The organism is Streptomyces angustmyceticus (assembly GCF_040701845.1).
GTDB classification, from domain to species: Bacteria; Actinomycetota; Actinomycetes; order Streptomycetales; family Streptomycetaceae; genus Streptomyces; species Streptomyces angustmyceticus_A.
Genome location: NZ_JBFBHQ010000015.1, coordinates 47,813 through 71,651, shown reverse-complemented (window position 1 = coordinate 71,651; position 23,839 = coordinate 47,813). Strand labels below are relative to the sequence as shown.

General features: G+C 72.1%; 19 protein-coding genes. 13 read left to right on the top strand and 6 right to left on the bottom strand.

Features of this window, described 5'->3' with window-relative positions; translation table 11 throughout:
• The first annotated feature begins 52 nt into the window (after positions 1 to 52).
• The 3 genes from AB0411_RS26000 to AB0411_RS25990 all read left to right on the top strand — a co-directional run bounded on the left by AB0411_RS26000 (position 53) and on the right by AB0411_RS25990 (position 4,669).
• Positions 53 to 751, top strand: a complete 699-nt coding sequence (locus AB0411_RS26000) for a GNAT family N-acetyltransferase (protein ID WP_366419692.1) — start codon at positions 53 to 55, stop codon at positions 749 to 751.
• A 105-nt stretch (positions 752 to 856) separates the two neighbouring features.
• The gene (locus AB0411_RS25995) at positions 857 to 2,623 is read left to right on the top strand and encodes an IucA/IucC family protein (RefSeq protein WP_366419691.1); all 1,767 of its coding nucleotides are present in this window, start codon (positions 857 to 859) and stop codon (positions 2,621 to 2,623) included.
• A 42-nt stretch (positions 2,624 to 2,665) separates the two neighbouring features.
• The gene (locus tag AB0411_RS25990) at positions 2,666 to 4,669 is read left to right on the top strand and encodes an ATP-dependent DNA helicase (protein WP_366419690.1); all 2,004 of its coding nucleotides are present in this window, start codon (positions 2,666 to 2,668) and stop codon (positions 4,667 to 4,669) included.
• Between the two features lie 174 nt (positions 4,670 to 4,843).
• Here AB0411_RS25990 and lexA read toward each other — a convergent pair whose 3' ends face one another.
• A complete protein-coding gene (gene lexA, locus AB0411_RS25985) occupies positions 4,844 to 5,641 on the bottom strand; it encodes a transcriptional repressor LexA (protein WP_366419689.1) in 798 nt (265 codons plus the stop codon).
• Positions 5,642 to 6,186: 545 nt separating this feature from the next.
• Between lexA and nrdR the strand changes: the two genes are divergently transcribed.
• Together nrdR and AB0411_RS25975 are read left to right on the top strand one after the other, a co-directional pair.
• Positions 6,187 to 6,717: a transcriptional regulator NrdR gene (gene nrdR / locus AB0411_RS25980; protein WP_366419688.1), complete on the top strand. Its 531-nt coding sequence runs from the start codon at positions 6,187 to 6,189 to the stop codon at positions 6,715 to 6,717.
• Between the two features lie 123 nt (positions 6,718 to 6,840).
• Positions 6,841 to 9,708 carry a vitamin B12-dependent ribonucleotide reductase gene (locus AB0411_RS25975; RefSeq protein WP_366419687.1) on the top strand — a complete coding sequence of 956 codons (2,868 nt, stop codon included), beginning with the start codon at positions 6,841 to 6,843 and terminating at the stop codon, positions 9,706 to 9,708.
• 147 nt (positions 9,709 to 9,855) lie between these two features.
• Here the strand turns inward: AB0411_RS25975 and AB0411_RS25970 are convergent, their stop codons facing one another.
• Positions 9,856 to 10,377 carry a TerD family protein gene (locus AB0411_RS25970; RefSeq protein ID WP_366419686.1) on the bottom strand — a complete coding sequence of 174 codons (522 nt, stop codon included), beginning with the start codon at positions 10,375 to 10,377 and terminating at the stop codon, positions 9,856 to 9,858.
• Between the two features lie 206 nt (positions 10,378 to 10,583).
• A complete protein-coding gene (locus AB0411_RS25965; protein WP_366419685.1) occupies positions 10,584 to 11,171 on the bottom strand; it encodes a TetR/AcrR family transcriptional regulator in 588 nt (195 codons plus the stop codon).
• Positions 11,172 to 11,299: 128 nt separating this feature from the next.
• On the opposite strand from AB0411_RS25965, the gene AB0411_RS25960 reads away from it, so the two are divergent.
• Positions 11,300 to 11,497 carry a hypothetical protein gene (locus AB0411_RS25960; protein ID WP_366419684.1) on the top strand — a complete coding sequence of 66 codons (198 nt, stop codon included), beginning with the start codon at positions 11,300 to 11,302 and terminating at the stop codon, positions 11,495 to 11,497.
• Positions 11,498 to 11,540: 43 nt separating this feature from the next.
• The gene (locus AB0411_RS25955) at positions 11,541 to 12,146 is read left to right on the top strand and encodes a YdbC family protein (RefSeq protein ID WP_366419683.1); all 606 of its coding nucleotides are present in this window, start codon (positions 11,541 to 11,543) and stop codon (positions 12,144 to 12,146) included.
• Between the two features lie 12 nt (positions 12,147 to 12,158).
• On the opposite strand, the gene AB0411_RS25950 is transcribed toward AB0411_RS25955, so the two are convergent.
• Complete coding sequence (locus AB0411_RS25950) at positions 12,159 to 12,914, bottom strand: TetR/AcrR family transcriptional regulator (protein ID WP_366419682.1); 756 nt, start codon at positions 12,912 to 12,914, stop codon at positions 12,159 to 12,161.
• Positions 12,915 to 13,167: 253 nt separating this feature from the next.
• On the opposite strand from AB0411_RS25950, the gene AB0411_RS25945 reads away from it, so the two are divergent.
• The 4 genes from AB0411_RS25945 to AB0411_RS25930 all read left to right on the top strand — a co-directional run bounded on the left by AB0411_RS25945 (position 13,168) and on the right by AB0411_RS25930 (position 16,483).
• Positions 13,168 to 13,827: a histidine phosphatase family protein gene (locus AB0411_RS25945; RefSeq protein ID WP_366419681.1), complete on the top strand. Its 660-nt coding sequence runs from the start codon at positions 13,168 to 13,170 to the stop codon at positions 13,825 to 13,827.
• Positions 13,828 to 13,838: 11 nt separating this feature from the next.
• Complete coding sequence (locus tag AB0411_RS25940) at positions 13,839 to 14,747, top strand: ADP-ribosylglycohydrolase family protein (RefSeq protein WP_366419680.1); 909 nt, start codon at positions 13,839 to 13,841, stop codon at positions 14,745 to 14,747.
• 317 nt (positions 14,748 to 15,064) lie between these two features.
• Positions 15,065 to 15,766 (top strand): ribonuclease HII, encoded by a 702-nt coding sequence (locus AB0411_RS25935; RefSeq protein ID WP_366419679.1) that lies wholly within the window; start codon positions 15,065 to 15,067, stop codon positions 15,764 to 15,766.
• Positions 15,767 to 15,832: 66 nt separating this feature from the next.
• Positions 15,833 to 16,483 (top strand): hypothetical protein, encoded by a 651-nt coding sequence (locus AB0411_RS25930; protein WP_366419678.1) that lies wholly within the window; start codon positions 15,833 to 15,835, stop codon positions 16,481 to 16,483.
• A gap of 239 nt (positions 16,484 to 16,722) precedes the next feature.
• On the opposite strand, the gene AB0411_RS25925 is transcribed toward AB0411_RS25930, so the two are convergent.
• Both AB0411_RS25925 and AB0411_RS25920 read right to left on the bottom strand, forming a co-directional pair.
• Positions 16,723 to 17,454, bottom strand: coding sequence for a hypothetical protein (locus AB0411_RS25925; protein ID WP_366419677.1), 732 nt, complete (start codon positions 17,452 to 17,454; stop codon positions 16,723 to 16,725).
• A 217-nt stretch (positions 17,455 to 17,671) separates the two neighbouring features.
• Positions 17,672 to 19,837, bottom strand: coding sequence for a RecQ family ATP-dependent DNA helicase (locus AB0411_RS25920; protein WP_366419676.1), 2,166 nt, complete (start codon positions 19,835 to 19,837; stop codon positions 17,672 to 17,674).
• A 125-nt stretch (positions 19,838 to 19,962) separates the two neighbouring features.
• Here AB0411_RS25920 and AB0411_RS25915 point away from each other — a divergent pair, with 125 nt between their 5' ends.
• Together AB0411_RS25915 and AB0411_RS25910 are read left to right on the top strand one after the other, a co-directional pair.
• Entirely contained in the window at positions 19,963 to 21,606 is a 1,644-nt protein-coding gene (locus AB0411_RS25915) for a DUF4192 family protein (RefSeq protein WP_366419675.1), read from the top strand.
• 215 nt (positions 21,607 to 21,821) lie between these two features.
• Positions 21,822 to 23,816 (top strand): glycogen debranching N-terminal domain-containing protein, encoded by a 1,995-nt coding sequence (locus AB0411_RS25910; RefSeq protein WP_366419746.1) that lies wholly within the window; start codon positions 21,822 to 21,824, stop codon positions 23,814 to 23,816.
• Positions 23,817 to 23,839: the final 23 nt, after the last annotated feature.

The window sequence follows — 23,839 nt, the reverse complement described above, 5'->3', positions numbered from 1 at the left end:
CCCGCGACCCACCAGGCCACGCGGCACGCGGCCACGAGAGGAGAGTGTCGCCGTGCCACCCACCGATTCCGGCCTCGGCTCCAGCTCCGAAGACACCCTCGACCTGCAACTCCCGCCCGAATTCAGCGCGCTGTTCGCCGAGGGGCGCGGGCCGGAGTCCCCGGGGGTCCCGGACGCCGGCCCGCTGCTCGACAACCTGGCGGGCTGGGGAGCTGCCGACACCCCCGCCGGGCCGTTCGAGCTCGTCCCCGTCCGGCCCGCCCGCGATCTCGACCGGATCGCCGGCTGGATGAACGATCCGGCCGTGGCGGCCTTCTGGGAGCTGGCGGGCCCGCCGGAGACCACCGCCGCCCACCTGCGCGCCCAGCTCGACGGCGACGGCCGCAGCGTGCCCTGCCTGGGGGTGCTGGCCGGGGTCCCGATGAGCTACTGGGAGATCTACCGCGCCGATCTGGACCCCCTCGCCCGCTACTACCCGGCCCGGCCCCAGGACACCGGTGTCCACCTGCTCATCGGCGGTGCCGGCGACCGGGGACGCGGGCTGGGCGGCATGCTGCTGCGTGCCACCGCGGATCTCGTACTCGACCACCGGCCGCGGTGCGCGCGCGTCCTCGCCGAGCCGGATCTGCGCAACACCGCCTCCGTCGCCGCCTTCCTGAGTGCGGGATTCCGCTACGGCGACGAGATCGAACTGCCCGGCAAACGCGCGGCGTTGATGGTCCGCGACCGCGCCCACCGCCACCTGCTCTGACCCCGGCGCCGTCCGTCGTCGGTCCCGCCCCGGTCCGCCGTCCACCCCCGCTGCCCCGGTTGTCCCCCGTACGTGCCGGGGCGTTCCCGCTTCGAGGAGCCCGCCTTGTCGCCTGAGCCCCAGCCTTCGCACAGCGCCTGGCAGCACGCCGCGCGCCGACTGTTCGCCAAGACCCTGGCGGAGTTCGCGTACGAGGAAGTCCTCACCCCCGAGCCCGACGGCACCGCGCCCGACGGCACCCCGCGATACCGGCTGCCGGTCACCGACGGCCTCGTCTACCGCTTCCGCGCCCGCCGCGGTGCCTACGGCCACTGGCGCGTCGACCCCGATTCGCTGACCCCGGACGCCGACCTCTTCCGCTTCCTGACCCACGCGCACGACACCGTGCTGGGGCTTTCCGGCGACACCACCGGCCACCTCATCCGCGAGCTGACCGCCACCCTCGCCGCCGACACCCGGCTCGACGCCACGGCCCTCAGCGCCGCCGAGCTCGCCGACCTGGACTACGCCACCCTCGAAGGCCACCAGACCGGCCACCCCTGGCTCGTCGCGAACAAGGGCCGGCTCGGGTTCTCCGCCCGCGACGCGGCGACCTGGGCCCCGGAGGCCCGCACCCCCCAGCGCCTGCCCTGGCTCGCCGCCCACCACAGCATCGCCCACTACCGCGGTATCCCCACGCTGGCCACCCCCGACCGTCTCTACGGCGAGGAGCTCGACCCCGCCACCCGGCACACCTTCGCCCGCACCCTCACCGGCGAGGGCCTGGACCCCGCCGACTACCTCTACCTCCCCGTCCATCCCTGGCAGTGGGACGAGACCATCGCTCCGCTCTTCGCCCCGCAGCTCGCCGACAGATCCATCATCGCGCTACCCACTGACAACGACCTCCGCCTGCCGCAGCAGTCGATCCGTACCTTCCTCAACATCAGCCGCCCACGGGCCCGTACGGTCAAACTGCCGCTGTCCATCCTCAACACCCTCGTCTGGCGCGGACTGCCCACCGAGCGCACCCTTGCCGCCCCCGCCGTCACCCGCTGGGTGCACGGCCTGCGCGACGCCGACCCCTACCTGCGCGACGAGACCCGGGTGATCCTCCTCGGCGAGACCGCCTCGGTCACCGTCGAGCACCCCCTCTACGACCGGCTTCCCGGCGTCCCGTACCAGTTCAAGGAGCTGCTCGGCTGCATCTGGCGCGAGCCGCTCAGCGGGCACCTGGACCCCGGTGAACGCGCCCGTACGCTGGCCGCGCTGCTGCAGACCGACCCCCAGGGGCGCGCCTTGACCACGGAGCTGGTGCGCCGCTCGGGGCTGGCCCCCCGCGACTGGCTGGCACGGCTGTTCGCCGCCCTGCTGCCGCCCCTGCTGCACTTCCTCTACCAGTACGGCACGGTCTTCTCCCCGCACGGCGAGAACGCCATCGTGGTCTTCGACGAGCACGACGTCCCCACCCGCCTCGCGGTCAAGGACTTCGTCGACGACGTCAACACCAGCTCCCGGCCGCTCCCCGAACACGACTCCATGCCGGACGACGTACGGGCGGTGCTGCTGACCGAACCGCCCTCCTTCCTCACCCAGTTCATCCACTCGGGGCTGTTCGTCGGCGTCTTCCGCTACCTCGCGCCGCTGTGCGCGGACCAACTGGACGTCCCCGAGACGGCGTTCTGGTCCCTCGTACGGGCCGAGATCCTGCGCCACCACGAGCGCTTCCCCGCCCTCAAGGAGCGGTACGAGACCTTCGACCTGCTCACCCCGCGCATCGAGCGGCTGTGCCTGAACCGCAACCGTCTGCATGTGGACGGTTACCGGGACCGCCGCGACCGCCCGCACGCGGCCGTGCACGGCACGGTCCCCAATCCGCTCCACCACCCGTGACCGGACCCGGCTGTCAGTGGTCCCGCGTAGGCTTGCAGCGCTATGACAAAGCCCTCTCTCCCCGATCTGCTCCATGCCGCCGTCACCGCCGTCGGCGGCACCGAGCGCCCCGGCCAGGTGGCGATGGCCGAGGCCGTCGCCGAGGCCGTGGACGAACAGTCCCATCTGCTGGTGCAGGCCGGCACCGGCACCGGAAAGTCCCTCGGCTACCTGGTGCCGGCGCTCGCGCACGGCGAGAGAGTCGTGGTCGCCACGGCCACCCTGGCGCTGCAGCGCCAGCTCGTCGAGCGCGATCTTCCGCGCACGGTCGAGGCGCTGCATCCGCTGCTGCGCCGCCGCCCCGAGTTCGCCATGCTCAAGGGCCGCTCCAACTACCTGTGCCTGCACCGCCTCCATGAGGGCGTTCCCCAGGAAGAGGAGGACGGGCTCTTCGACGTCTTCGAGCAGGCGACGCCGACCAGCAAGCTCGGCAAGGACCTGCTGCGGCTGCGCGACTGGGCGGACGAGACCGAGACCGGCGACCGCGACGCGCTGACCCCCGGTGTCTCCGACCGTGCCTGGGGCCAGGTCTCGGTCTCCTCCCGGGAGTGCCTGGGCGCCTCGAAGTGCGCCTACGGGGCGGAGTGCTTCGCCGAGGCCGCCCGGGAGCGCGCCAAGCTCGCCGATGTCGTCGTCACCAACCACGCGCTGCTCGCCATCGACGCGATCGAGGGCGCCCCGGTCCTCCCCCAGCACGAGGTCCTGATCATCGACGAGGCCCATGAGCTGGTCTCCCGGGTCACCGGCGTCGCCACCGGCGAGCTCACCCCCGGCCAGGTCAACCGCGCCGTCCGCCGGGCCGCCAAACTCGTCAACGAAAAGGCCGCCGACCAGCTCCAGACCGCGTCGGAGACCTTCGAGCGCCTCATGGAGCTGGCCCTGCCCGGCCGCCTCGAAGAGATCCCCGAGGACCTCGGCTACTGCCTGATGGCGCTGCGGGACGCGGCCCGTACGGTCGTCTCGGCGCTCGGTTCGACCCGCGACAAGTCGGTCCAGGACGAGGACGCCGTCCGCAAGCAGGCCCTCGCCGCGGTGGAGAACGTCCATGCCGTCGCCGAGCGGATCGCCAACGGTTCCGAGTACGACGTGGTCTGGTACGAACGCCACGACCGCTTCGGCGCGTCCCTCCGGGTGGCCCCGCTGTCCGTCTCGGGCCTGCTGCGGGAGAAGCTCTTCGACGACCGTTCGGTGACCCTCACCTCCGCCACCCTCAAGCTGGGCGGCGACTTCAACGGCGTCGCGGCCTCGCTGGGCCTGGCCCCCGAGGGCACCGAGGGCGAGGACGTTCCGCCCTGGAAGGGCCTGGACGTCGGCTCCCCCTTCGACTACTCGAAGCAGGGCATCCTCTACGTCGCCAAGCACCTCGCCCAGCCGGGCCGCGAGGGCAGCCGCACCGACATGCTCGACGAACTCGCCGAGCTGATCGAGGCCGCCGGCGGCCGCACCCTCGGCCTCTTCTCCTCCATGCGCGCCGCCCAGGCCGCGGCCGAGGAGCTGCGCGGCCGGCTGGACGTGCCGATCCTGCTCCAAGGCGAGGAGACCCTCGGCGAACTGATCCGGTCCTTCGCCGCCGACGCCCGTACCTGCCTGTTCGGCACGCTGTCCCTGTGGCAGGGCGTCGATGTCCCGGGGGCGAACTGCCAGCTGGTGGTCATGGACCGGGTGCCGTTCCCGCGCCCGGACGACCCGCTGATGAGCGCCCGGCAGAAGGCCGTGGAGGAGGCCGGCGGCAATGGCTTCATGGCGGTCGCCGCCACCCACGCCGCGCTGCTGATGGCCCAGGGCGCCGGCCGTCTGGTCCGCGCGACCGGCGACCGCGGCGTGGTGGCCGTCCTCGACCCCCGTGTGGAGCGGGCCCGTTACGGCTCGTTCCTCCGCAAGTCGATGCCCGAGTTCTGGTACACCACCGACCGCAACCAGGTCCGCCGCTCCCTTGCCGCCATCGATGCGGCGGCAAAGGCGGCGTCGGCCCCGGAAACCGCGGAGCCGTCGGCGGAGACGCCGTAGCGAGCAGGTCTGCCCCGTGACCACCCGGTGGGCAGACCCGGCGCGGTCCTCGCCGCCACTGCGCGGGGGCGGTCGCGGTGCAGCGGCACAGCGGGCACGGCAAGCCGCCGGGACGGGCAAGACCAAGCCCCGGAACCGGCGCAGTGGTTCCGGGGCTCGGTGGTGAGGGGTGGGTCAGACGCGGCGCAGCACCGCCACCACCTTGCCGAGAATGGTCGCCTCGTCGCCGGGGATCGGCTGGTAAGCGGAGTTGTGCGGCAGCAGCCACACATGGCCGTCCTCGCGCTTGAAGCGCTTGACGGTGGCCTCGCCGTCCAGCATGGCGGCCACGATGTCGCCGTTCTCGGCGACCGGCTGGCGGCGGACCGTGACCCAGTCGCCGTCGCAGATCGCGGCCTCGATCATGGAATCGCCGACGACCTTCAGGACGAACAGTTCGCCGTCGCCGACGAGCTGGCGGGGGAGCGGGAAGACATCCTCGACCGACTCCTCCGCGAGGATCGGGCCACCGGCGGCGATCCGGCCGACCAGGGGGACATAGGAGGCGGCGGGCTTGCCGGCGGTCTCCGTCGCGGCAGCGGTGGTCTGGTCCGAGCCGCGGACCTCGTACGCCCGGGGGCGGTGCGGGTCGCGCCGCAGGAAGCCCTTGCGCTCCAGGGCCATGAGCTGATGGGCCACGGACGAGGTGCTGGACAGTCCGACTGCCTGGCCGATCTCGCGCATGGACGGCGGGTAGCCGCGCCGCTGGACCGAATCCCGGATCACCTCGATGACCCGGCGCTGCCGGTCGGTGAGTCCGGAGCTGTCGGCCCGGATCCCTGGGGGGCGGCCGGGCAGCGAGCGGGCCGGCTTCGGCTCTTCGGAGTCCGACGTGGCGTCGTCCATCGGCGGCCGCTGTGCCTGTTGCGCATCGAACCGGCTCTGGGAGTGGCTCTGTGCGGCGATGGTCGCGCTGTCTGCGGTGGTGGTCACGTCGGCCCCTCTCGAAATGTTCTCCCTAGTTAGCCAACGGTAGTTGCTTTCGAAAGGTTGCGCCAAACACACGTTCGAGTGAAATATTCGGCGAATGGGTGCCCGGATCAAGTGGCTGGGTGTATGGCCGAGCGTTGTTGCCGGTCCTGGCGGGGCGCAGCCGCCCGGATGTCCCGGCCCCGGGTGTGTCGGACGGCCGGCGTGCGGAGGGGTGCGGTGGCCGGCCGCGCGGCCCCGCCGATTCTGTCACCCCGGCCCCGCCGCGCCGCCGGCCGGGTGGCTTCCCGTACTCTCGTGGGCGACCGTCCGGCCCGTCGCCGCCGCGACACGCGGTAGGCGGATGTAAGCGCCCCGACACCACATCTAGTGGTTAGATGCGATCGGTTACCCAGAAGTTGTGGTGCCTGGTCCTTCAGGGGGTCGGGAATCGCCTATGCTGGAGCCTGCTCCGAAGGGCCCGTACGGACCAGCCGGAGGTCTGTCGCCGTACGCCGGGCTCGTTGGCGTACGTACGTCCGTATATCAAGGGTGAGGAGGGTGGAGCCATGCACTGCCCCTTCTGCAGGCACCCGGACAGCCGGGTCGTCGACAGCCGCACCACCGATGACGGGGCGGCGATCCGCCGGCGCCGCCAGTGCCCCGACTGCTCCCGCCGTTTCACGACCATCGAGACGGCGTCGCTGATGGTGATCAAGCGGAGCGGGGTCACCGAGCCCTTCAGCCGCAACAAGGTCATCGCGGGGGTGCGCAAGGCGTGCCAGGGGCGCCCGGTCACCGAGGACGCTCTCGCCAAGCTCGGCCAGCGGGTCGAGGAGGCGGTGCGCGCCACCGGCAGCGCCGAGCTGTCCACCCATGACGTCGGGCTCGCCATACTGGGCCCGCTGCAGGAACTCGACCTCGTCGCGTACCTGCGCTTCGCGTCCGTTTACCGGGCCTTCGATTCACTTGAGGACTTTGAGGCGGCCATCGCCGAGCTGCGCGAGCAGCGCGAGCAGGGACCGCCCGGGCAGGAATGCGGGACCGACGGGGAGGCCGGCGGCCCGGCCGTTCCGGTGCCCGCCACCGCCGCCGACTGAGCTCGGCGCGCATCCAGGACCTGAACCGGGGCGAGAGCAGGGCGCCCCGGTGCAGAAAGACATACACCGTGCCACGGAATGAGTGTGCACATATGGGCGTTTGCCCGTATACAGGGAGGCGGCATGACAGAGACGACGAGCGGCCCGGCACGAGGCTCCCGCGCCAAGGGCAGCAAGGCGAGCAAGGGTCTGCGTATCGAGCGCATCCACACCACACCCGGCGTGCATCCGTACGACGAGGTGGAGTGGGCGTCTCGTGACGTCGTCATGACCAACTGGCGCGACGGCTCGATCAACTTCGAGCAGCGTGGCGTCGAGTTCCCCGAATTCTGGTCGGTGAACGCGGTCAACATCGTCACGAGCAAGTACTTCCGTGGTGCGGTGGGCTCCCCGACCCGCGAGGCGAGCCTCAAGCAGCTCATCGACCGGGTGGTCAAGACCTACCGCAAGAGCGGCGAGGAGAACGGCTACTTCGCCTCCCCGGCGGACGCCGAGATCTTCGAGCACGAGCTGGCCTACGCCCTGCTCCACCAGGTCTTCAGCTTCAACTCGCCGGTGTGGTTCAACGTCGGCACCCAGCAGCCGCAGCAGGTCAGCGCCTGCTTCATCCTCTCCGTCGACGACTCCATGGAGTCGATCCTCGACTGGTACAAGGAAGAGGGGATGATCTTCAAGGGCGGCTCCGGCGCCGGCCTGAACCTCTCCCGCATCCGCTCCTCCAAGGAGCTGCTCTCCTCCGGCGGCAACGCCTCCGGCCCGGTCTCCTTCATGCGCGGCGCCGACGCGTCCGCCGGAACGATCAAGTCGGGCGGCGCCACCCGCCGCGCGGCCAAGATGGTCGTCCTGGACGTGGACCACCCGGACGTCGAGGCCTTCATCGAGACCAAGGTGAAGGAGGAGGAGAAGGTCCGCGCGCTGCGCGACGCGGGCTTCGACATGGACCTGGGCGGCGACGACATCACGTCCGTCCAGTACCAGAACGCCAACAACTCGGTCCGGGTGAACGACGAGTTCATGAAGGCCGTCGAGGCCGGCTCGAAGTTCGGGCTGCGCGGCCGGATGACCGGCGAGGTCATCGAGCAGGTCGACGCCAAGGGTCTCTTCCGCAAGATGGCGGAGGCCGCCTGGGCGTGCGCCGACCCCGGCATCCAGTACGACGACACCATCAACCACTGGCACACCTCGCCGGAGTCGGGCCGGATCACCGCGTCCAACCCCTGCAGCGAGTACATGCACCTGGACAACTCCTCGTGCAACCTCGCCTCGCTCAACCTCCTGAAGTTCCTGCGCGACGACGACCTGGGCAACCAGTCCTTCGACGCCGAGCGCTTCGCCAAGGTCGTCGAGCTGGTCATCACCGCGATGGACATCTCCATCTGCTTCGCCGACTTCCCCACCCAGAAGATCGGCGAGACCACCCGCGCCTACCGCCAGCTGGGCATCGGCTACGCCAACCTCGGCGCCCTGCTGATGGCCACCGGCCACGCCTACGACTCCGACGGCGGCCGCGCGCTGGCCGGTGCCATCACCTCCCTGATGACCGGCACCTCCTACAAGCGCTCCGCCGAGCTGGCCGCGGTCGTCGGCCCGTACGACGGCTACGCCCGTAACGCGGATGCCCACAAGCGCGTCATGAAGCAGCACTCGGACGCCAACGGCACCGCGGTGCGCATGGACGACCTGGACACCCCGGTGTGGGCGGCGGCCACCGAGGCCTGGCAGGACGTGCTGCGCCTCGGCGAGAAGAACGGCTTCCGCAACGCCCAGGCCTCCGTGCTGGCCCCGACCGGCACCATCGGCCTGATGATGGACTGCGACACCACGGGCGTCGAGCCGGACCTGGCGCTGGTCAAGTTCAAGAAGCTGGTCGGCGGCGGCTCCATGCAGATCGTGAACAACACGGTCCCCAAGGCGCTCAAGCGGCTCGGCTACCTGCCCGAGCAGGTCGAGGCGATCGTCGCCCACATCGCCGAGCACGGCAATGTCGTCGACGCCCCGGCCCTGAAGACCGAGCACTACGAGGTCTTCGACTGCGCCATGGGCGTGCGCTCGATCTCCGCCATGGGCCATGTGCGCATGATGGCCGCCGCGCAGCCCTTCCTCTCCGGTGCGATCTCCAAGACGGTCAACGTCCCGGAGACGGCCACTGTCGAGGAGATCGAGGAGGTCTACTTCGAGGGCTGGAAGCTCGGCCTGAAGGCGCTCGCGATCTACCGCGACAACTGCAAGGTCGGCCAGCCGCTCTCCGCCAAGAAGAAGGAGGAGGCCAAGGTCGAGGCCGAGGCCCCGGTGGAGAAGAAGGTCGTCGAGTACCGCCCGGTGCGCAAGCGCCTTCCCAAGGGACGTCCCGGCATCACCACCTCCTTCACGGTCGGCGGCGCCGAGGGTTACATGACCGCCAACTCCTACCCGGACGACGGTCTCGGCGAGGTCTTCCTGAAGATGTCCAAGCAGGGTTCGACCCTCGCGGGCATGATGGACGCCTTCTCCATCGCGGTGTCCGTGGGCCTCCAGTACGGCGTGCCGCTGGAGACCTACGTCTCGAAGTTCACCAACATGCGCTTCGAGCCGGCCGGCATGACGGACGACCCGGACGTGCGGATGGCGCAGTCGATCGTCGACTACATCTTCCGCCGCCTGGCGCTGGACTTCCTGCCGTTCGAGACCCGCTCGGCGCTCGGCATCCACTCCGTCGAGGAGCGCCAGCGTCACCTGGAGACCGGCTCGTACGAGCCGTCCGAGGACGAGGTCGACGTCGAGGGCCTGGCCCAGTCGGCGCCCCGCCAGACGGAGTCCGCCCCCGCGGCGAAGATCGTCGAGGAGGTCGCCGAACCGGCCCCCAAGCAGGCGCACACCAACGCCGAGCTCGTCGAGATGCAGCTGGGCATCAACGCCGACGCGCCGCTGTGCTTCTCCTGCGGGACGAAGATGCAGCGCGCCGGCAGCTGCTACCTGTGCGAGGGCTGCGGGTCGACCAGCGGCTGCAGCTGAGCGTGAGCGGGTCCGCGCGGGAGGCGTCCTCCCGCGCGGACCGCGCCCCGGGCTGATGTGGCTCGCGGCATGAAGGAGGGGACCGGCCGAGTGCCGGTCCCCTCCTCTTTCTGTTCCAGGGGCGTACCGCTCCCCGTCAGCGGCTCGTCATCGGCCCATCAGGGAGGCGAACCCGTCCGGGTCGGTGTCGAACCCCCGGACCGCAGGGTGGATGCGCCACTGCCCCGATTCGTCCCGGAGGAATTCGGCGACGGTCGCCGCGGTGGCGCCCGCGACCTCGGCGAAGTCGTTCTCGGCCAGGTCGGTGTAGCCCTCGCGGATCCGTACGGCGGTGCCCTCGATGTCACCGAAGACCTTGCGGCCCTCGCCCTGCTGGATGGCCACCCCCACGATCACCCGGGTGTAGGTCTCGGACAGCCGGTCCAGCTCCAGGGTCATGATCTCGTCGAAGCCGAACCCCTGGCCGGTCCTGCTGTCCCGGTTGAGGGTGATGGTCCCGTCGGGCGACCGGCTGTCGAAGTGCACCAGGTAGGCGGGGTCGCCGTGGGGCGCGTCGGCCGTATACGTCGCCGCGACGATGTCGAGGTCATTGTCCGGGGTCCCGAGCGGGCTGGGGTCCCACTTGAGCGTTACCTCGACCTTCTCGATCCCTTTGTTGAACGTGCTCACCGGACTTCCCTCCCGTCATCTCCCGGGGACGCGGCGCGGGCGCGCGGCCCCTCCCCGGGACTTCCCGTTGACTGCCCATCGTGCCACGCCCGGTGGCCCCTGGGCGGAGGGAACTGCCCCTGGTCACCCGCGGTTTGGAACGGTTCCGGGTGGCCGGAAAGTGCCCTGTCGGGGGCCTGTCGGGTGTCATGGGCGGCAGGGTCCGCTCAGTGCGCTTGCTCGTTCCAGAGGCGGTTGAGGTGGTCGTCCAGGATGTCCAGGGCCCCGGTGGGGGAGAGGTGGCCGACCAGGACGTGGGTGGTGAGGCCGTCGGCCAGGGCGAGGAGGGCGCGGGCCGCCCGGTCCGGGGCGGGGGTGCCGGAGCTCTCGGCGATCAGCCGGGCGAACAGCGACTGCAGGTGCGCGTAATTGGTGCGCAGAATTCCGGCCAGGGGCGGGCTGACCGCGGCCTGGGCCACGAAGGCCAGCCAGACCCGCGCTTCGGCCCGATGCTCCTCGTGGACCAGCGACACCTCGGTCACTGCGTGTCCCACTGCCGTACGGGCCGACTGGGCGGGCGACGCGGCGAGCCGGGCCGACACCCGTGCGGTGATCCGCTCGCCGATGTGGCCGAGCGCGAAGACCAGCATCTCCTCCTTGGTCCCGAAACAGCGCTGGACGGCCCCCATGGACACCTGCGCACGGGCCGCCACATCGCGGAGCGTGACGCCCTCCAGCCCGCTCTCGTCGGCGAGTTGGCACACGGCCGCGGCGATCTGCCGGCGCCGGCTCTCGTGGTCGACCTGCTTGGGCATGCCCGCACTCCGTCTTACCGATGCGTATGTATCGGTGCTCAGATTACGGCGCCCGGGCGTGTAGGGGTACGGCCCGGTGTACCTCCCGCCTCCGCCCGTGGTGCCGCGGTGCGCATCGGCTGCCTGTAGTGGCCGTGTCCACCGGGGTGGTGGAGCAGCTTCCGTACGGCGTGCAAATCATCGTGCGCTCCTGCCGGGAGGAGCGGTGCCTGGAGGTGGTCGAGGCGGTCGAGGCGGTCGAGGCGGCCGAGGTGGTCGGGTTGCGGCTCGAGGCGTACGTCGATCCGCCCGTGCCCGTAAGGAAATTCGGGCCGGTCGGAAGGTGACGCGCAGTGATCCCGCCCCGCCCTTGGGCCGTACGATGGCGCGGTGCTGGTCAAGTGGATTCGCCTCACCGTCGTGGACCGTCGAGGGTTCGAGCGGGGGCAGCGGAAATGGGCGGGGCTGCTGGGTGAGCCGGGGTTTCGAGGGCAGGGCGGGGGGTGGAGCCGTGGACGGCCGGGCGTCGCGCATCTGGTGGGCTTCTGGGAGAGCCGGGCCTTCTACGACTCGTTCATGGCGCGCTCGCACGACCGGCTGGCGGCCGCCCAGGTCGGCACCTACAAGGACGCCCAAGTGCGGCTCTTCGAGCACGAGTTCGATGTGAAGGTGGGCTTCAGCCCGTCGTTCGGTGACGTGGATGTGCTGCGGCTGGCGCACTGCCAGGTGCACCACGACCGGGTGGAGCACTTCATGCTGATGCAGGAGAAGGTCTGGAACCCCGCGATGGCGGGTTCGCCGGGCATGCTGCGGGGGATGCTGGGGCGGGCGCCGGGGGAGGAGTTCCTGGTGCTGTCGATGTGGCAGTCGGCGGCCGAGCGGGGGAAGTACCGGCCCGAACGGGTGGAGCGGCTGGCGCTGCGGGCCCAGATAGCCGCCGACGTCCGGGCGATCGCGGGCGATGTGGTGCAGCTCGAACCGTCCTGGACGGTGTGAGGGGGAGCGCCGTCAAGAGGTCGTACCGCGAGAGGTGCTGGCCGTACTGCCGGTGGTGAACGCCCCGGCGCGGGCCGCGGTCAGGGCGACCGCCGCCGCCTGGTCGGCGAGCGCGTCGTCCACCGGCTCCCGGGTGATGAACAGGCGGAAGAAGAGCGGCGCGGAGACGGCACGGACAAGGGCGCCGGCGTCGATGATGCTGCCCGGGGCGGTGCCGGAGGCGGCGTGCGGAGGGGTGGCTTCCGGAGTGTCCGGCGCGGCGCCCGGGTGCACCGGCAATTCCCCGCGTGCCACGGCGCGTTCGACGATGACCTCGCAGCGCGCGAAGCGCTCGGCGTAGTAGTGACGCAGCGCTACGGCCGCCCGCTCCGACTGGAAGGCGGCGGCGATCATCGCGGAGCCCGATGCGGCCACTGCCGGGTCGGTGAAGGACGCGACGACCTCGCGGGCCAGGGCGCGCAGATCGCCTTCCAGGGATCCGGTGTCGGGCGGGGTCCAGCTGTCCTCGCCCGCGAGATCGAGGGCGTCCGCCACCAAACCCTCCACGTCCTTCCAGCGGCGATACAGCGTCGTCTTGTGCACGCCGGAGTGCGCCGCGACGTATTCGACCGTCAACCCCGGATAGCCGTGCTCGGTGAGTCCTGCCAGCACGGCGTCGCGGACGGCGTCGCGGGTGCGGGCGGTGCGGCCGCCGGGGCGCCGGGTGCCGGGGGTGGGTGTGGCATCGGCGGCCCCGTGTCCGTTCTCGTGCGCCGTCTCGTCAGGCAATTGCTACTCCTGTTGCGTTAGCTCGGTGCGTGTGCCATTCTCATCGTAATGCGACGAGGGTTGCATTTGCGTGGGGAGGGAGAATGTCCGCTCGAATCTCATTACGCGACGTCGGCCGGTCCTGCGGCCGGCTGCTGGGGCTGCTCGCCGCGCGCCTCCGGGGAGTTGCCGGTGCGGTGGTGAAGCTCGCCGCCCTGCTGTGGTCGTCCGGCCGCGTGCGGCATGGGCAAAGCGGCGGATTTAGGCTGGCGGCATGGCCCGGCCCCGACGCATCGTCCTCATCCGCCATGGAGAGTCGGTGGGCAATGTCGACGACACCGTGTACGAGCGGGAGCCGGATCATGCACTCGCCCTCACCGAGACCGGGCTGCGGCAGGCGAACGAGGCCGGCGGGCCGCTGCGCGAGATGTTCGGCGAGGAGCGGATCTCCGCCTATGTCTCGCCCTACCGCCGCACCCACCAGACCTTCCGCGCGCTCGGCCTCGACCCCGCCAGGGTCCGGGTGCGCGAGGAGCCCCGGCTGCGCGAGCAGGACTGGGGAAACTGGCAGGACCGCGACGACGTGCGACGGCAGAAGGCCTACCGCGACGCCTACGGCCACTTCTTCTACCGCTTCGCCCAGGGCGAGTCCGGGGCAGATGTCTACGACCGGGTCGGGGCGTTCCTGGAAAGCCTGTGGCGCAGCTTCGAGGACCCGGGCCACCCGCCGAACGTCCTCATCGTCACGCACGGTCTCACCATGCGGCTGTTCTGTATGCGGTGGTTCCACTGGACGGTGGCCGACTTCGAGTCGCTGTCCAATCCCGGCAATGCGGAGCGGCGCACCCTCCTGCTCGGCCCGGACGGCCGCTACACCCTCGACCGCCCCTTCGAGCGCTGGTGTGTACCCGAGTCTTATGGCGTCACCGGTTAGAGTGCACAGCGATGACCCCCGACCACCGTGACGCAGCCCGCTGTGCGCGAGCTCTGGCGAGCCTGCGCGGCCTCTCCGTGGGTGATGCGCTCGGATCCCAGTTCTTCGTCCCCGCCCATTACCCCTCCCTCAAGCGCCGGGAGCTGCCGCCCGCCCCCTGGCGGTGGACCGACGACACCGAGATGGCGTGTTCCGTCCTGGCCGTGCTCACCGCCCACGGCCGGATCGACCAGGACGCGCTCGCCCGTTCCTTCGCCGACCGCCATGACGTCGACCGCGGCTACGGCCCGGCCGTCAACCGCATGCTGCGGCTGATCCGCGAGGGCGGAGACTGGCGCGAGCTGGCATCGGGCCTCTTCAACGGTCAGGGCTCCTGGGGCAACGGAGCGGCCATGCGCATCGCTCCGCTCGGCGCCTGGTACGCCGACGACCCCGAGCAGGCCACCCACCAGGCGGAGATCTCCGCCTACACCACCCATCAGCACCGTGAGGCCGTCGTCGGCGCCATGGCCGTCGCCGCTGCGGCCGCCCTGGTGGCCGACCCGTCCCGTGACACCGGCCCCGAACAGCTGCTGGACGGTGTGCTGGAGCTGATCCCGCGCAGCGCCGTGCAAGCCGGGCTGCGCCGCGCACGCGACATGCTCGACTACGCCGACTCCGGCACCGTCGCCGCCGTCCTGGGCTGCGGACGGCGCACCAGCGCCCACGACACGGTGCCGTTCGCCCTCTGGGCCGCGGCCCGGAATCTGGGCAACTACGAGCGGGCGTTTTGGTCCACTGCGCAGGCGGGCGGCGATGTGGACACCACCTGCGCCATCGTCGGCGGCATCGTCGCCGCCGGTCACGCCGGCCACCCTCCTCGGGCATGGCTGGAAGGCGCCGAGCCGCTCCCGTCCTGGACGCCCGCCCTCCCCGACTGACGCGCCTCCTCCGTCGCTCCACCGCCCTCACCCTCGCCCGCTGTGGTGCGCGCACGTCCGTCCACGTGCCGTCTTCCGGACGTTCACCAACCAGCGGCGCCGAACGGCGATTTCGCCTGTGCGACGCCCCTCGGGCCAGGCGACGGCGGCCTCCGTTGCCGGCCGCACCACGCCTGATCCAGCTTCCGTGTACCGATCGGTAGCGGAAGCGGCGGGTCCCGTTCGCACCCTGGTCAGACGGTCGTCCCCACCGTTTGTCATCAGGTGGGGATCCGGTGCGGACGGCTCGGCCGAATAGGCGTAACCTTGCTGGCGCCATGCCGTACGAGCCCCCCACCCATACCGTCGAGCGATCATTGCGCGCCACGACGGGCGCCAAGATCGTTGCAGGTGTCGACGAGGTCGGGCGCGGAGCGTGGGCCGGTCCGGTCAGCGTCTGCGCAGCCATCACCGGTCTGCGCCGGCCACCCGACGGACTCACCGATTCCAAGCTGCTGACCCCCAAGCGCCGCACCGAACTGTGCGATGTGCTCGGCGACTGGGTCACGTCGTACGCCCTGGGGCACTCCTCGCCGGAGGAGATCGACGCACTGGGCATGACCGCGGCCCTGCGGCTCGCGGCCGTCCGCGCCCTGGAGGCGCTGCCGGTCCGGCCGGACGCGGTCATTCTCGACGGCAAGCACAACTACCTGGGCGCGCCCTGGCGGGTCCGCACGGTCATCAAGGGCGACCAGTCCTGCATCGCGGTCGCCGCCGCGTCCGTGATCGCCAAAGTGCGACGCGACGCGATGATGGCCGAACTCGGCCTGGTGTACGCGGACTTCGACTTCGCGGCCAACGCAGGCTACCCCTCGCCGACCCATCGCATTGCCCTGGAGGAGTACGGTCCTACGCCGCACCACCGAGTGTCGTGGTCCTACATGGATGCCCTGCCCCGTTGGCGGCATCTGAAGAAGGTGCGCATCACCCCCGAAGCGTCCGCTCTGGAAGCCGGTGGCCAACTCGGCTTCGATTTCTGAGCGGTACGCACATCAATTCGGTACCCGATGACGTGTTCCGCACTTACGTTTGATAGACATCCCTTTATGCCTCTCATCCCCGAGGAGCCTCAGATTCACGAGAGTGTCCCGGGTCCCCGCGCAACTCCGGCCGCCGGCCGTACCGCGCCGACCCCCCGTCCTGTTCCTGGTCCCGGTCCCCGCCCCGCACCGCCGCGCGGCGCCCCCGCGTCCAGTGTCCGTCCGGGCAAGCCCGGACCTGCTGCCCCGCCGCGTGGTCCTGTCGCCGCTCCCCCGGCGCAGCGCACCAGCTCCCCGCAGCCGCCCGCCGGCAAGACCGGCGATGCCGCGGGAGCGCAGCTCCAGCTGATCCCGGCACCCGCCGCCGGCGCCATCGACGCCGCCGACGAGGCCGTCGACCTGCTGCTGGACTCCGGGCGTGCGCCGGGCGAAATCCTGGTGCTGACCACCGGTGACGCGCACCCGTGGGCCGCGCATGAGCTGTCCTTCGGCGAGGCGTCCTACTGGGCCCAACACGACGCCGCGGACGATGTGTTCTACGCGGACGCCGGAGCCGTGCGCGCCACCGGCCGACCCGTCGTGGTCGTCGCCGTCAACGGCGCTACGGACGAGGTCACCGCGCAGGCGCTGCCCGCGGCGATGGCCCGTGCCGGAACGCTGCTGATCGTCTGCGGGGACCCGCAGCGGATCAACGCCGTTCTCGGCGCACCCGCCTGATCGCTGCCGCTTTGCAACAGCCCGTCGGCCCCGGAGGCCGTCGGGCTCGCTTGCGCTCCCGCCCGGACGAGGTCCGGATGCCGGGAGCATCGGCGGGGAGAGGCGCGGCCGTGCCGGTCGGAGGCGGTCCGCCCTTGGCGGGCCGGGATGCCGAGAGGGTGGGCATCATGGCCCAGGCGCCGGTACGCCTGACAGTGTGCCCGGTTTCTGCCCGGAAGCCGGTGTACGTCCGACCGTGCTCAGCGTGCGGCCGTGTGCCGATGCGCTTCCGGGGCGCCGCCTCCCGTGTGCCGCGCCGTCGACCGATTCGGGGCGGTGGGCAACTGCGCGGCCCTGAGCCGCGCATCCGGATGTGCGGTCGTCGTCCGACGAGCCTCCATGCGCCCCGTCGCCGTGCCCGCTCCCGCCGCCGTACGGCGTGCCGCAGTGACCGGCTCGGCCGTGGTGGACGGCTTGGGGCGGCGCCCGCCGCGGCCCTCTCCCAGCACCTGCCAGCGGTCCGGGGTCAAGGTGATGTACGCCCCGCACCGCAGCCCGTGCAGGGTGCAGGCATCGCGCAGCCCCCACATCCACGCCCCGTCCGTCTCCGTCCAAAGGGGTTCGCCCTCACGGCAGTAGAGCAGCACGGCGGTCCGGACCGGGGCACGCAGCCGCAGGTCGTGCGGGATGACCTGGCGCAGATGCGCCAGGAGCGCGTTGCGGAACTCCCAGCCGTCGGGGGCACCCGTGAACTCGGTGAACGAGGCACTGGCCGCCACGCGCTCCTGCATGTCGAGCACCGCGACGATGGCCGTCGACGGCACCGGCCGGTGACGGTCGTGCAGGCCGGCGACGACCTCACGGGGATTGCGCAGCAACGGGATACCGGCCGAGGCCCATTCGGCGGGCTCCAGCATGCGGCCCAGCCGGGCGGCTGAATCGGCGGACGTGGGCGGGGACACCTGCGGGGGCGGGGCGAAGCCGAAGGTCACGTTCCTCCCATCGTCTACGCGTCCGCACGTCGGGCGGTGGCCAGGCGCGGATGGGCACCACGGCATGGCCCTGCCTGACCACGGAAGGCCGGTACGGGGAAGCAACTCCAATTCTCGCGGTCGTACAGGCATGCGGCAACGAGCAATTCCCGGCCGGGACCGGAATCGCCCAGGGAGTCACAAATGTCCCTGCCCGCAGCCGCGCGCCCTACGGCTCCTAGCCCTGGACGGCGAGGACCAGCGGAAACACCTCCGCTGCCCCCGACCGGCGCAGCAGCCGGGCGGCCACGGCCAGGGTCCAGCCCGTGTCGGCGTAGTCGTCCACCAACAGCACCGGACCGTCTGCCGATGCCAGGGCCTGCGCCAGCTCCGGCGGCACGCCCAGCGAACCGTGCAGTGCCCGCAGCCGCTGGGCACTGTTGCTGCGCGGAATCCTCCCGTCGGCACCGTCGTCCACCGAGGTCACCGTGCCCAGGAACGGCATACGGCCGACGGTGGCGATGCGCTCGGCCAGCGACCGGATCAGCTGCGGACGGCTGCGCGAGGAGAGCGCGACGACGCCCACCGGGCGGGCCGGTGCGTCTGCCGCCCCCGAGGCCCAACCCCCGGAACCCTTGGCCCAGTCGGCGAGCACGGTGACCACCGCTGCCGCCACATCGTCGGGAACCGGGCCGTCCGGCGCCTGCGGTGCGAGCATCGGTCGCAGGCGGTTGCCCCACCCGATGTCGGAGAGCCGGCCCAGAGCCCGGCCGGTCGCGGCCAGCTCAGCTGCCGGGATACGGCCCTTGAGGTCGACGCCGACGGCCGGCAGCCCCGTCGGCCACATCCGCCGCGGCTCCAGCTCCACCCCGGGCCGCCCCAGCTCACCGCGCGCCGCATCCAGCGCCGCGGTGGACACCTCGGTGGTGAACCGGGCCCCGGCGCAGTTGTCGCAGCGCCCGCAGGCCACCGCCGCCTCGTCGTCCAACTGCCGCCGCAGGAACTCCATCCGGCAGCCCGTCGTGGCGGCGTACTCCCGCATCGCCTGTTGCTCGGCCTCGCGCTGGCGTGCCACCCACGCATAGCGCTCGGCGTCGTACGACCACGGCCGGCCTGTGGAGGTCCAGCCGCCCTTGACGCGCTGGACGGCGCCGTCCACATCGAGCACCTTGAGCATGATCTCCAGGCGCGAGCGGCGCAGTTCGACCTGTGGCTCCAGGGCCGGCAGCGACACCGGGCGGTCGGCGGCCGCCAGGACGTCCAAGGTTCGCCGCACCTGCTCCTCGGGCGGGAACGCCAGCGAGGCGAAGTACTTCCAGATCGCCTCGTCCTCCCGCCCGGGCAGCAGCAGCACCTCGGCGTGCTCGACCCCACGGCCCGCCCGGCCCACCTGCTGGTAGTACGCGATGGGGGACGACGGCGAACCCAGGTGCACCACGAAGCCCAGGTCGGGCTTGTCGAAGCCCATGCCCAGCGCCGAGGTCGCCACCAGCGCCTTGACGCGATTGGCGAGCAGATCGTCCTCGGCCTGCTGGCGGTCGGCGTTCTCCGTCTTGCCGGTGTACGAGGAGACCGTGTGCCCCCGATGGCGCAGGAACGCCGTGACCTCCTCGGCGGCGGCGACGGTGAGCGTGTAGATGATCCCCGAGCCCGGCAGTTCGTGCAGATGGTCCGCGAGCCAGGCGAGCCGGTGCGCGGCGTCCGGCAGCGGGAGAACACCCAGGCTCAGGCTCTCCCGGTCCAGCGGCCCCCGCAGAACCAGGGCCTCGGTGGAGCCCTCGCCCGTGCCGAGCTGTTCGGCGACATCGGCGGTCACCCGCGCGTTGGCCGTGGCCGTGGTGGCGAGCACGGGCACACCGGGCGGGAGATCGGCGAGCATGGTGCGCAGCCGCCGGTAGTCCGGCCGGAAATCATGGCCCCAGTCGGAGATGCAGTGCGCTTCGTCGACCACCAGCAGACCGGTCGCCGCCGCGAGCTTGGGCAGCACCTGATCGCGGAAGTCGGGGTTGTTGAGCCGCTCGGGACTGACCAGCAGGACATCCACGTCGCCGGCCGCCACCTCGGCCTGGACGGTGTCCCACTCCTCGGTGTTGGCGGAGTTGATCGTGCGGGCGCGGATCCCGGCCCGCGCGGCTGCCTCGACCTGATTGCGCATCAGCGCGAGCAGCGGGGAGACGATCACGGTCGGTCCGCTGCCGCGCTCCCGCAGCAGCGCCGTCGCGACGAAGTAGACCGCGGACTTGCCCCAGCCCGTGCGCTGGACGACCAGCGCACGGCGATGGTCGGCGACCAGCGCCTCGATCGCCCGCCACTGATCCTCGCGCAGCCTCGCCTCGCCCCCGGGATCCCCGACGAGGCGGGTCAGGACGGCGTCGGCTGCGGCACGCAGATCTTCGTTGCTCATGCCCCCATGCAACCCGATGCCACTGACAACGCGCGAACCCCCGCCCGAAGCTGTGGACAACTGCCTCGCCCGAGAGTTATCCACAGGGGTCGCGGCGCAGCGGCCGGCCGCGGGATCTTCGAGCCATGAATCCGCACAGCGAACCGAGCAAGCGCTCCGGCGACATCCACTCGACCCCCGCCTCCGCGCCCTCCTCCGCCGAAAACTCTCCGCAACCTCCGCACCCTCCCCGCACGCCGAAGCCACCCGCCCCCGCCGACCCGCCCAGCGCCCCCGGGGCGTCCAGCCCCACCGCACCCACCGACCCGACCGACGCCGCCGAAACCTCCAGCCGGCCCGGACCTGCGGAAACCGCCAACACTTCCACCCCTTCCGGCCCCACCGACTCCCTGGACCCGTTCCGCCTCACCGGCTCCACGGCAGCAACCCCGTCCCGCCCCTCCCACTCCGCCGCCCCGTCCGACGCCACCAATGCACCGACCCCCGAGGCGCAGGTCACCCTGCGCGGCCCCGCCGAGCTCGCCGACGCCCTGCCGTACCTCCTGGGCTTCTATCCGGACGACAGCGTTGTGATGATCGCGCTGACCGGCGAGCGCGGACGGTTCGGCGGCCGGGTCAGGCTCGGCATCCCGACCGACACCGCGCAGTGGCCGGATGCCGCCGACCAGCTTGCCGAGTGTCTGATCTCCGCAGGTCAGGAGCGTGACGCCCGTCCCGCGGCGATCATCGTCTACCTCTGCCAGGAGCCTGCGGCGGGGGAGAGCGGCAAGGACGTCAAGGACCGCCTCCGCCCGCTCGCCCAACGGTTGCGCACGGCCTGCGGCGCGCTCGACGTACCGGTCCTGGAAGCCCTGTGCCTCTCCAACGGCCGCTTCTGGTCCTACTGCTGCCCCGACTTCCGGTGCTGCCCCGCCGAGGGCACGCCCATGGTCATGCCCGGCACATCCGTGATGGCCGCGGCCGCCGCCTACGCGGGAATGCAGGTGCGCGGCTCCCTCAAGGAGATGGAGGCCAGGCTCGCGCCCCGCACCGGGCGGCGGGCCGCCGACCAGGAGACAGCGCTGGACGCGGCCGCCGGCGCACTGGTTCCGCGCATGCTCCGGGGGGACGCCGCGGTGGCCGTCCGCCGGGACACCCTCGACCTGGCCGGCGCCATGATCCACCGGTTCCGGCAGGACACCCCCTCCGGCAGCAACCGGGCCAGGGACGCCTGTGACGACGCGCTGATCACCGATGCCGAGGCCGCCGACCTCATCCTCGGCCTGCAGGACCGGGTCACCCGCGACCGGGCAGCCGAGTGGATGGACGGCTCCGCTGCCGCGCCGGCCCTGCGGCTCTGGCGTGCCCTCGCCCGCCGCTGCGCCGGCGGCTATGCCGAACACGCGGTGGCGCCGCTCACCCTCGCCGGCTGGGTCAGCTGGTCCACCGAGGACGGACCGTCGGCACGCGTCGCCCTCAGCCGAGCCCTGGCCCTCGACCCCGACTACACCTTCGCCCAACTGCTCCACCGGGCCATCAACGAAGGACTCGACCCGGAGCCACTGCGCCGCTGCCTGCGCGAACAACACCGGGAGGCAACGGGCGCAGCCGAGCCCGCCTCCCGTGCCGCCAAGAAGACACCGCAGCCCACGAAACGTCCCGGGCCGAGCCGCTCCGGTCCCGCCGGGCGCCCCCGCGGACCGCGCGGCGGCACGGGCCCCGGCACCCGTACGACCGACGGGCGCGGCAGGCACCGGGCCGGCCGGGACGGCGACCGGAGCCGGCGGTGACCGAGCTGTCCCTGCCCGGCCGGCGTGACCTGGGCGCCGGCCGGGCCGTTCACCTGATTGGAGCAGCCCGTACGGAGCCCCGACCTCATCAGGGAGCGCAGAACGTGACAGGCATCGTCCCCACGACCCAGCCGGCCCGCCGGCTGTCCGGAGAGCGCCGCCCGGTGCCGCCCCGGGCACCGCAACCCCAACCCGTCCACTCCTCGCTCGTCTGTGTGGCCCTCCCCGCCCTGGCCGTGTCCCCGGCGTCGGGGCAGCTGACCGGCCGCGGCATGGACGGCTTCTACCGCGACGGCCGACGGGTCCTGTCCCGCTGCGAACTACGGGTGGACGGCGACGAACCACTCGTCGTCCAGGGGCGGTTGACCGGCACGGACCGGGCCCGGTTCCTCGGGACGGTCCGCAGGGCCGGAGAGCGCGGCCCTGACCCGGAGATCCGTGTGGAGCGGCGGCGGTCCGCCGACGGCACCGAGCAGATCACGTTCCGCAGCAGTGCCACGAGGCCCGTGCGCCTGACGGTCGAGATCGGGCTGGGCACGGACCTCGCGGAGCTGGGAGCCATCGCCGTCGGTCTCCCGGGCCCCGAACTACGGGCGGCCGTCCACGGTGCCGGGCTCCGTTGGTCCGGGACCGGTGTGCACGCGACGGTGTCCGCGACGCCCTCGCCCGAGGACGCGCTGGCCTCGGCGGGACTGCTGCGCTGGGACCTCGACCTGCCGGCCGGCGGCCACCGCAGCATCGAACTGCGCACCGGACTGGAATACGAGCCGGGCGGCCCCGCCGGCCACCGCCGACGTCCCTTGGACGCTCGCATCCCCGCACCGCGCACGGGAGCGGTCGCCCCGCGGCCACGCACCGACCGCCCGCCGCGGCCCTGGACGGCGGCCCGGCTGGAGTGCGACGACCGTCGTGCCGACGCCCTCATGGCGACCAGCCTCGACGACCTCCACGGCCTGTTGATGCGGGACCCGGAGGCCGCCACGGACATGTATGTCGCCGGCGGATTCCCCTGGCGGTGCGGCCTCGCACCGGTCGAGGCGCTGTGGACCGCCCGGATGCTGCTGCCCCTGGGCACCAGGCTCGCCGCGGGCACGCTGCGCGCGCTCGCCCGTAGCCAACAAGCCGCACCAGGAGCGGATTTCGGCCGAATTCCCGGCGCTCTGCGGGACTTCGGGCCGCACTCCCCGCCCAGCTGCACCGGCATCGAGGCAACCCTCCTGTTCCCCGCCGTGCTCGCGGAGGCCCGCCGCTGGGGCCTGCCCGAGCGGGAGACGGAGCGGCTGCTGCCCGCCGCGCAGCGCTGCCTGACGTGGCTGAGGAGGATCACCGACGCACCGGCCGGGCGCCGCGGCGGCTACGTTCCCGACCCGGTGCCGGGCGGACCGTACCGCTGCGAGACCCAGGCCCATGCCCATCGCGCCGCCCTCCTGGGCGCCGACCTCCTCGATGCCTCCGGGGCGGCCGGCGCTGCCGCGTTACGGGACTGGGCCGCTGACCTGCGCACCCGGTTCCGCAGGGACTTCTGGCTGGAGGACCCGGTCGGCGGCCGCCCCGCCGCGCAGCTCACCGCGGACGGCAGGCCCGTCCCGTACCTCGGCTCCACCACCGCCCACCTCCTGGACACCGGACTCCTCGGCGGCGGGACACCGGCCCCGGGCCTGCTGGACGCGGCACAGACCGACCAACTGGCCGGGCTGCTGGCCGGCCCGGCCATGGACTCCGGGTGGGGCCTGCGCAGCCTGGGCAGCAAGGAGAGCGGCTACAACCCCTTCGGCCACCGCAGCGGCGCGGTCCGCGTCCATGAGACGGCGATTGCCGCCGCCGGCCTGGCAGCGGCCGGCCATGAGCAGGCAGCCGGCAGCCTCACCAAGGGCGTCCTCGACGCCGCGGACAGCTTCGGACACCGCCTGCCCGAGATGTACGCGGGCGAGCAGCGCACCACAGGCGGCGCCCCCGTACCGCATCCGGCGGCCTGCCGTCCTGCCGCTGTGGCGGCGGGCGGTGCGGTGCACATACTCGTCGCGCTCGCAGGGCTGCGCCCGGACGTCCCCGCCGGGACGGTGTCCGTGCGGCCGCTCGGCACCGCCCCGCTCGGCGCGATGCAGCTGACCGGTCTGTGCGTCGCCGAGCAGCCGTTCGACGTACGGGTCAGCAGGCTCGGCATGGGGATGGTGGAGACGGCTGCGGAAGGCCTGCAACTGGGCTCGTGAGGCGCTCGGGGCCTGTTTATCGT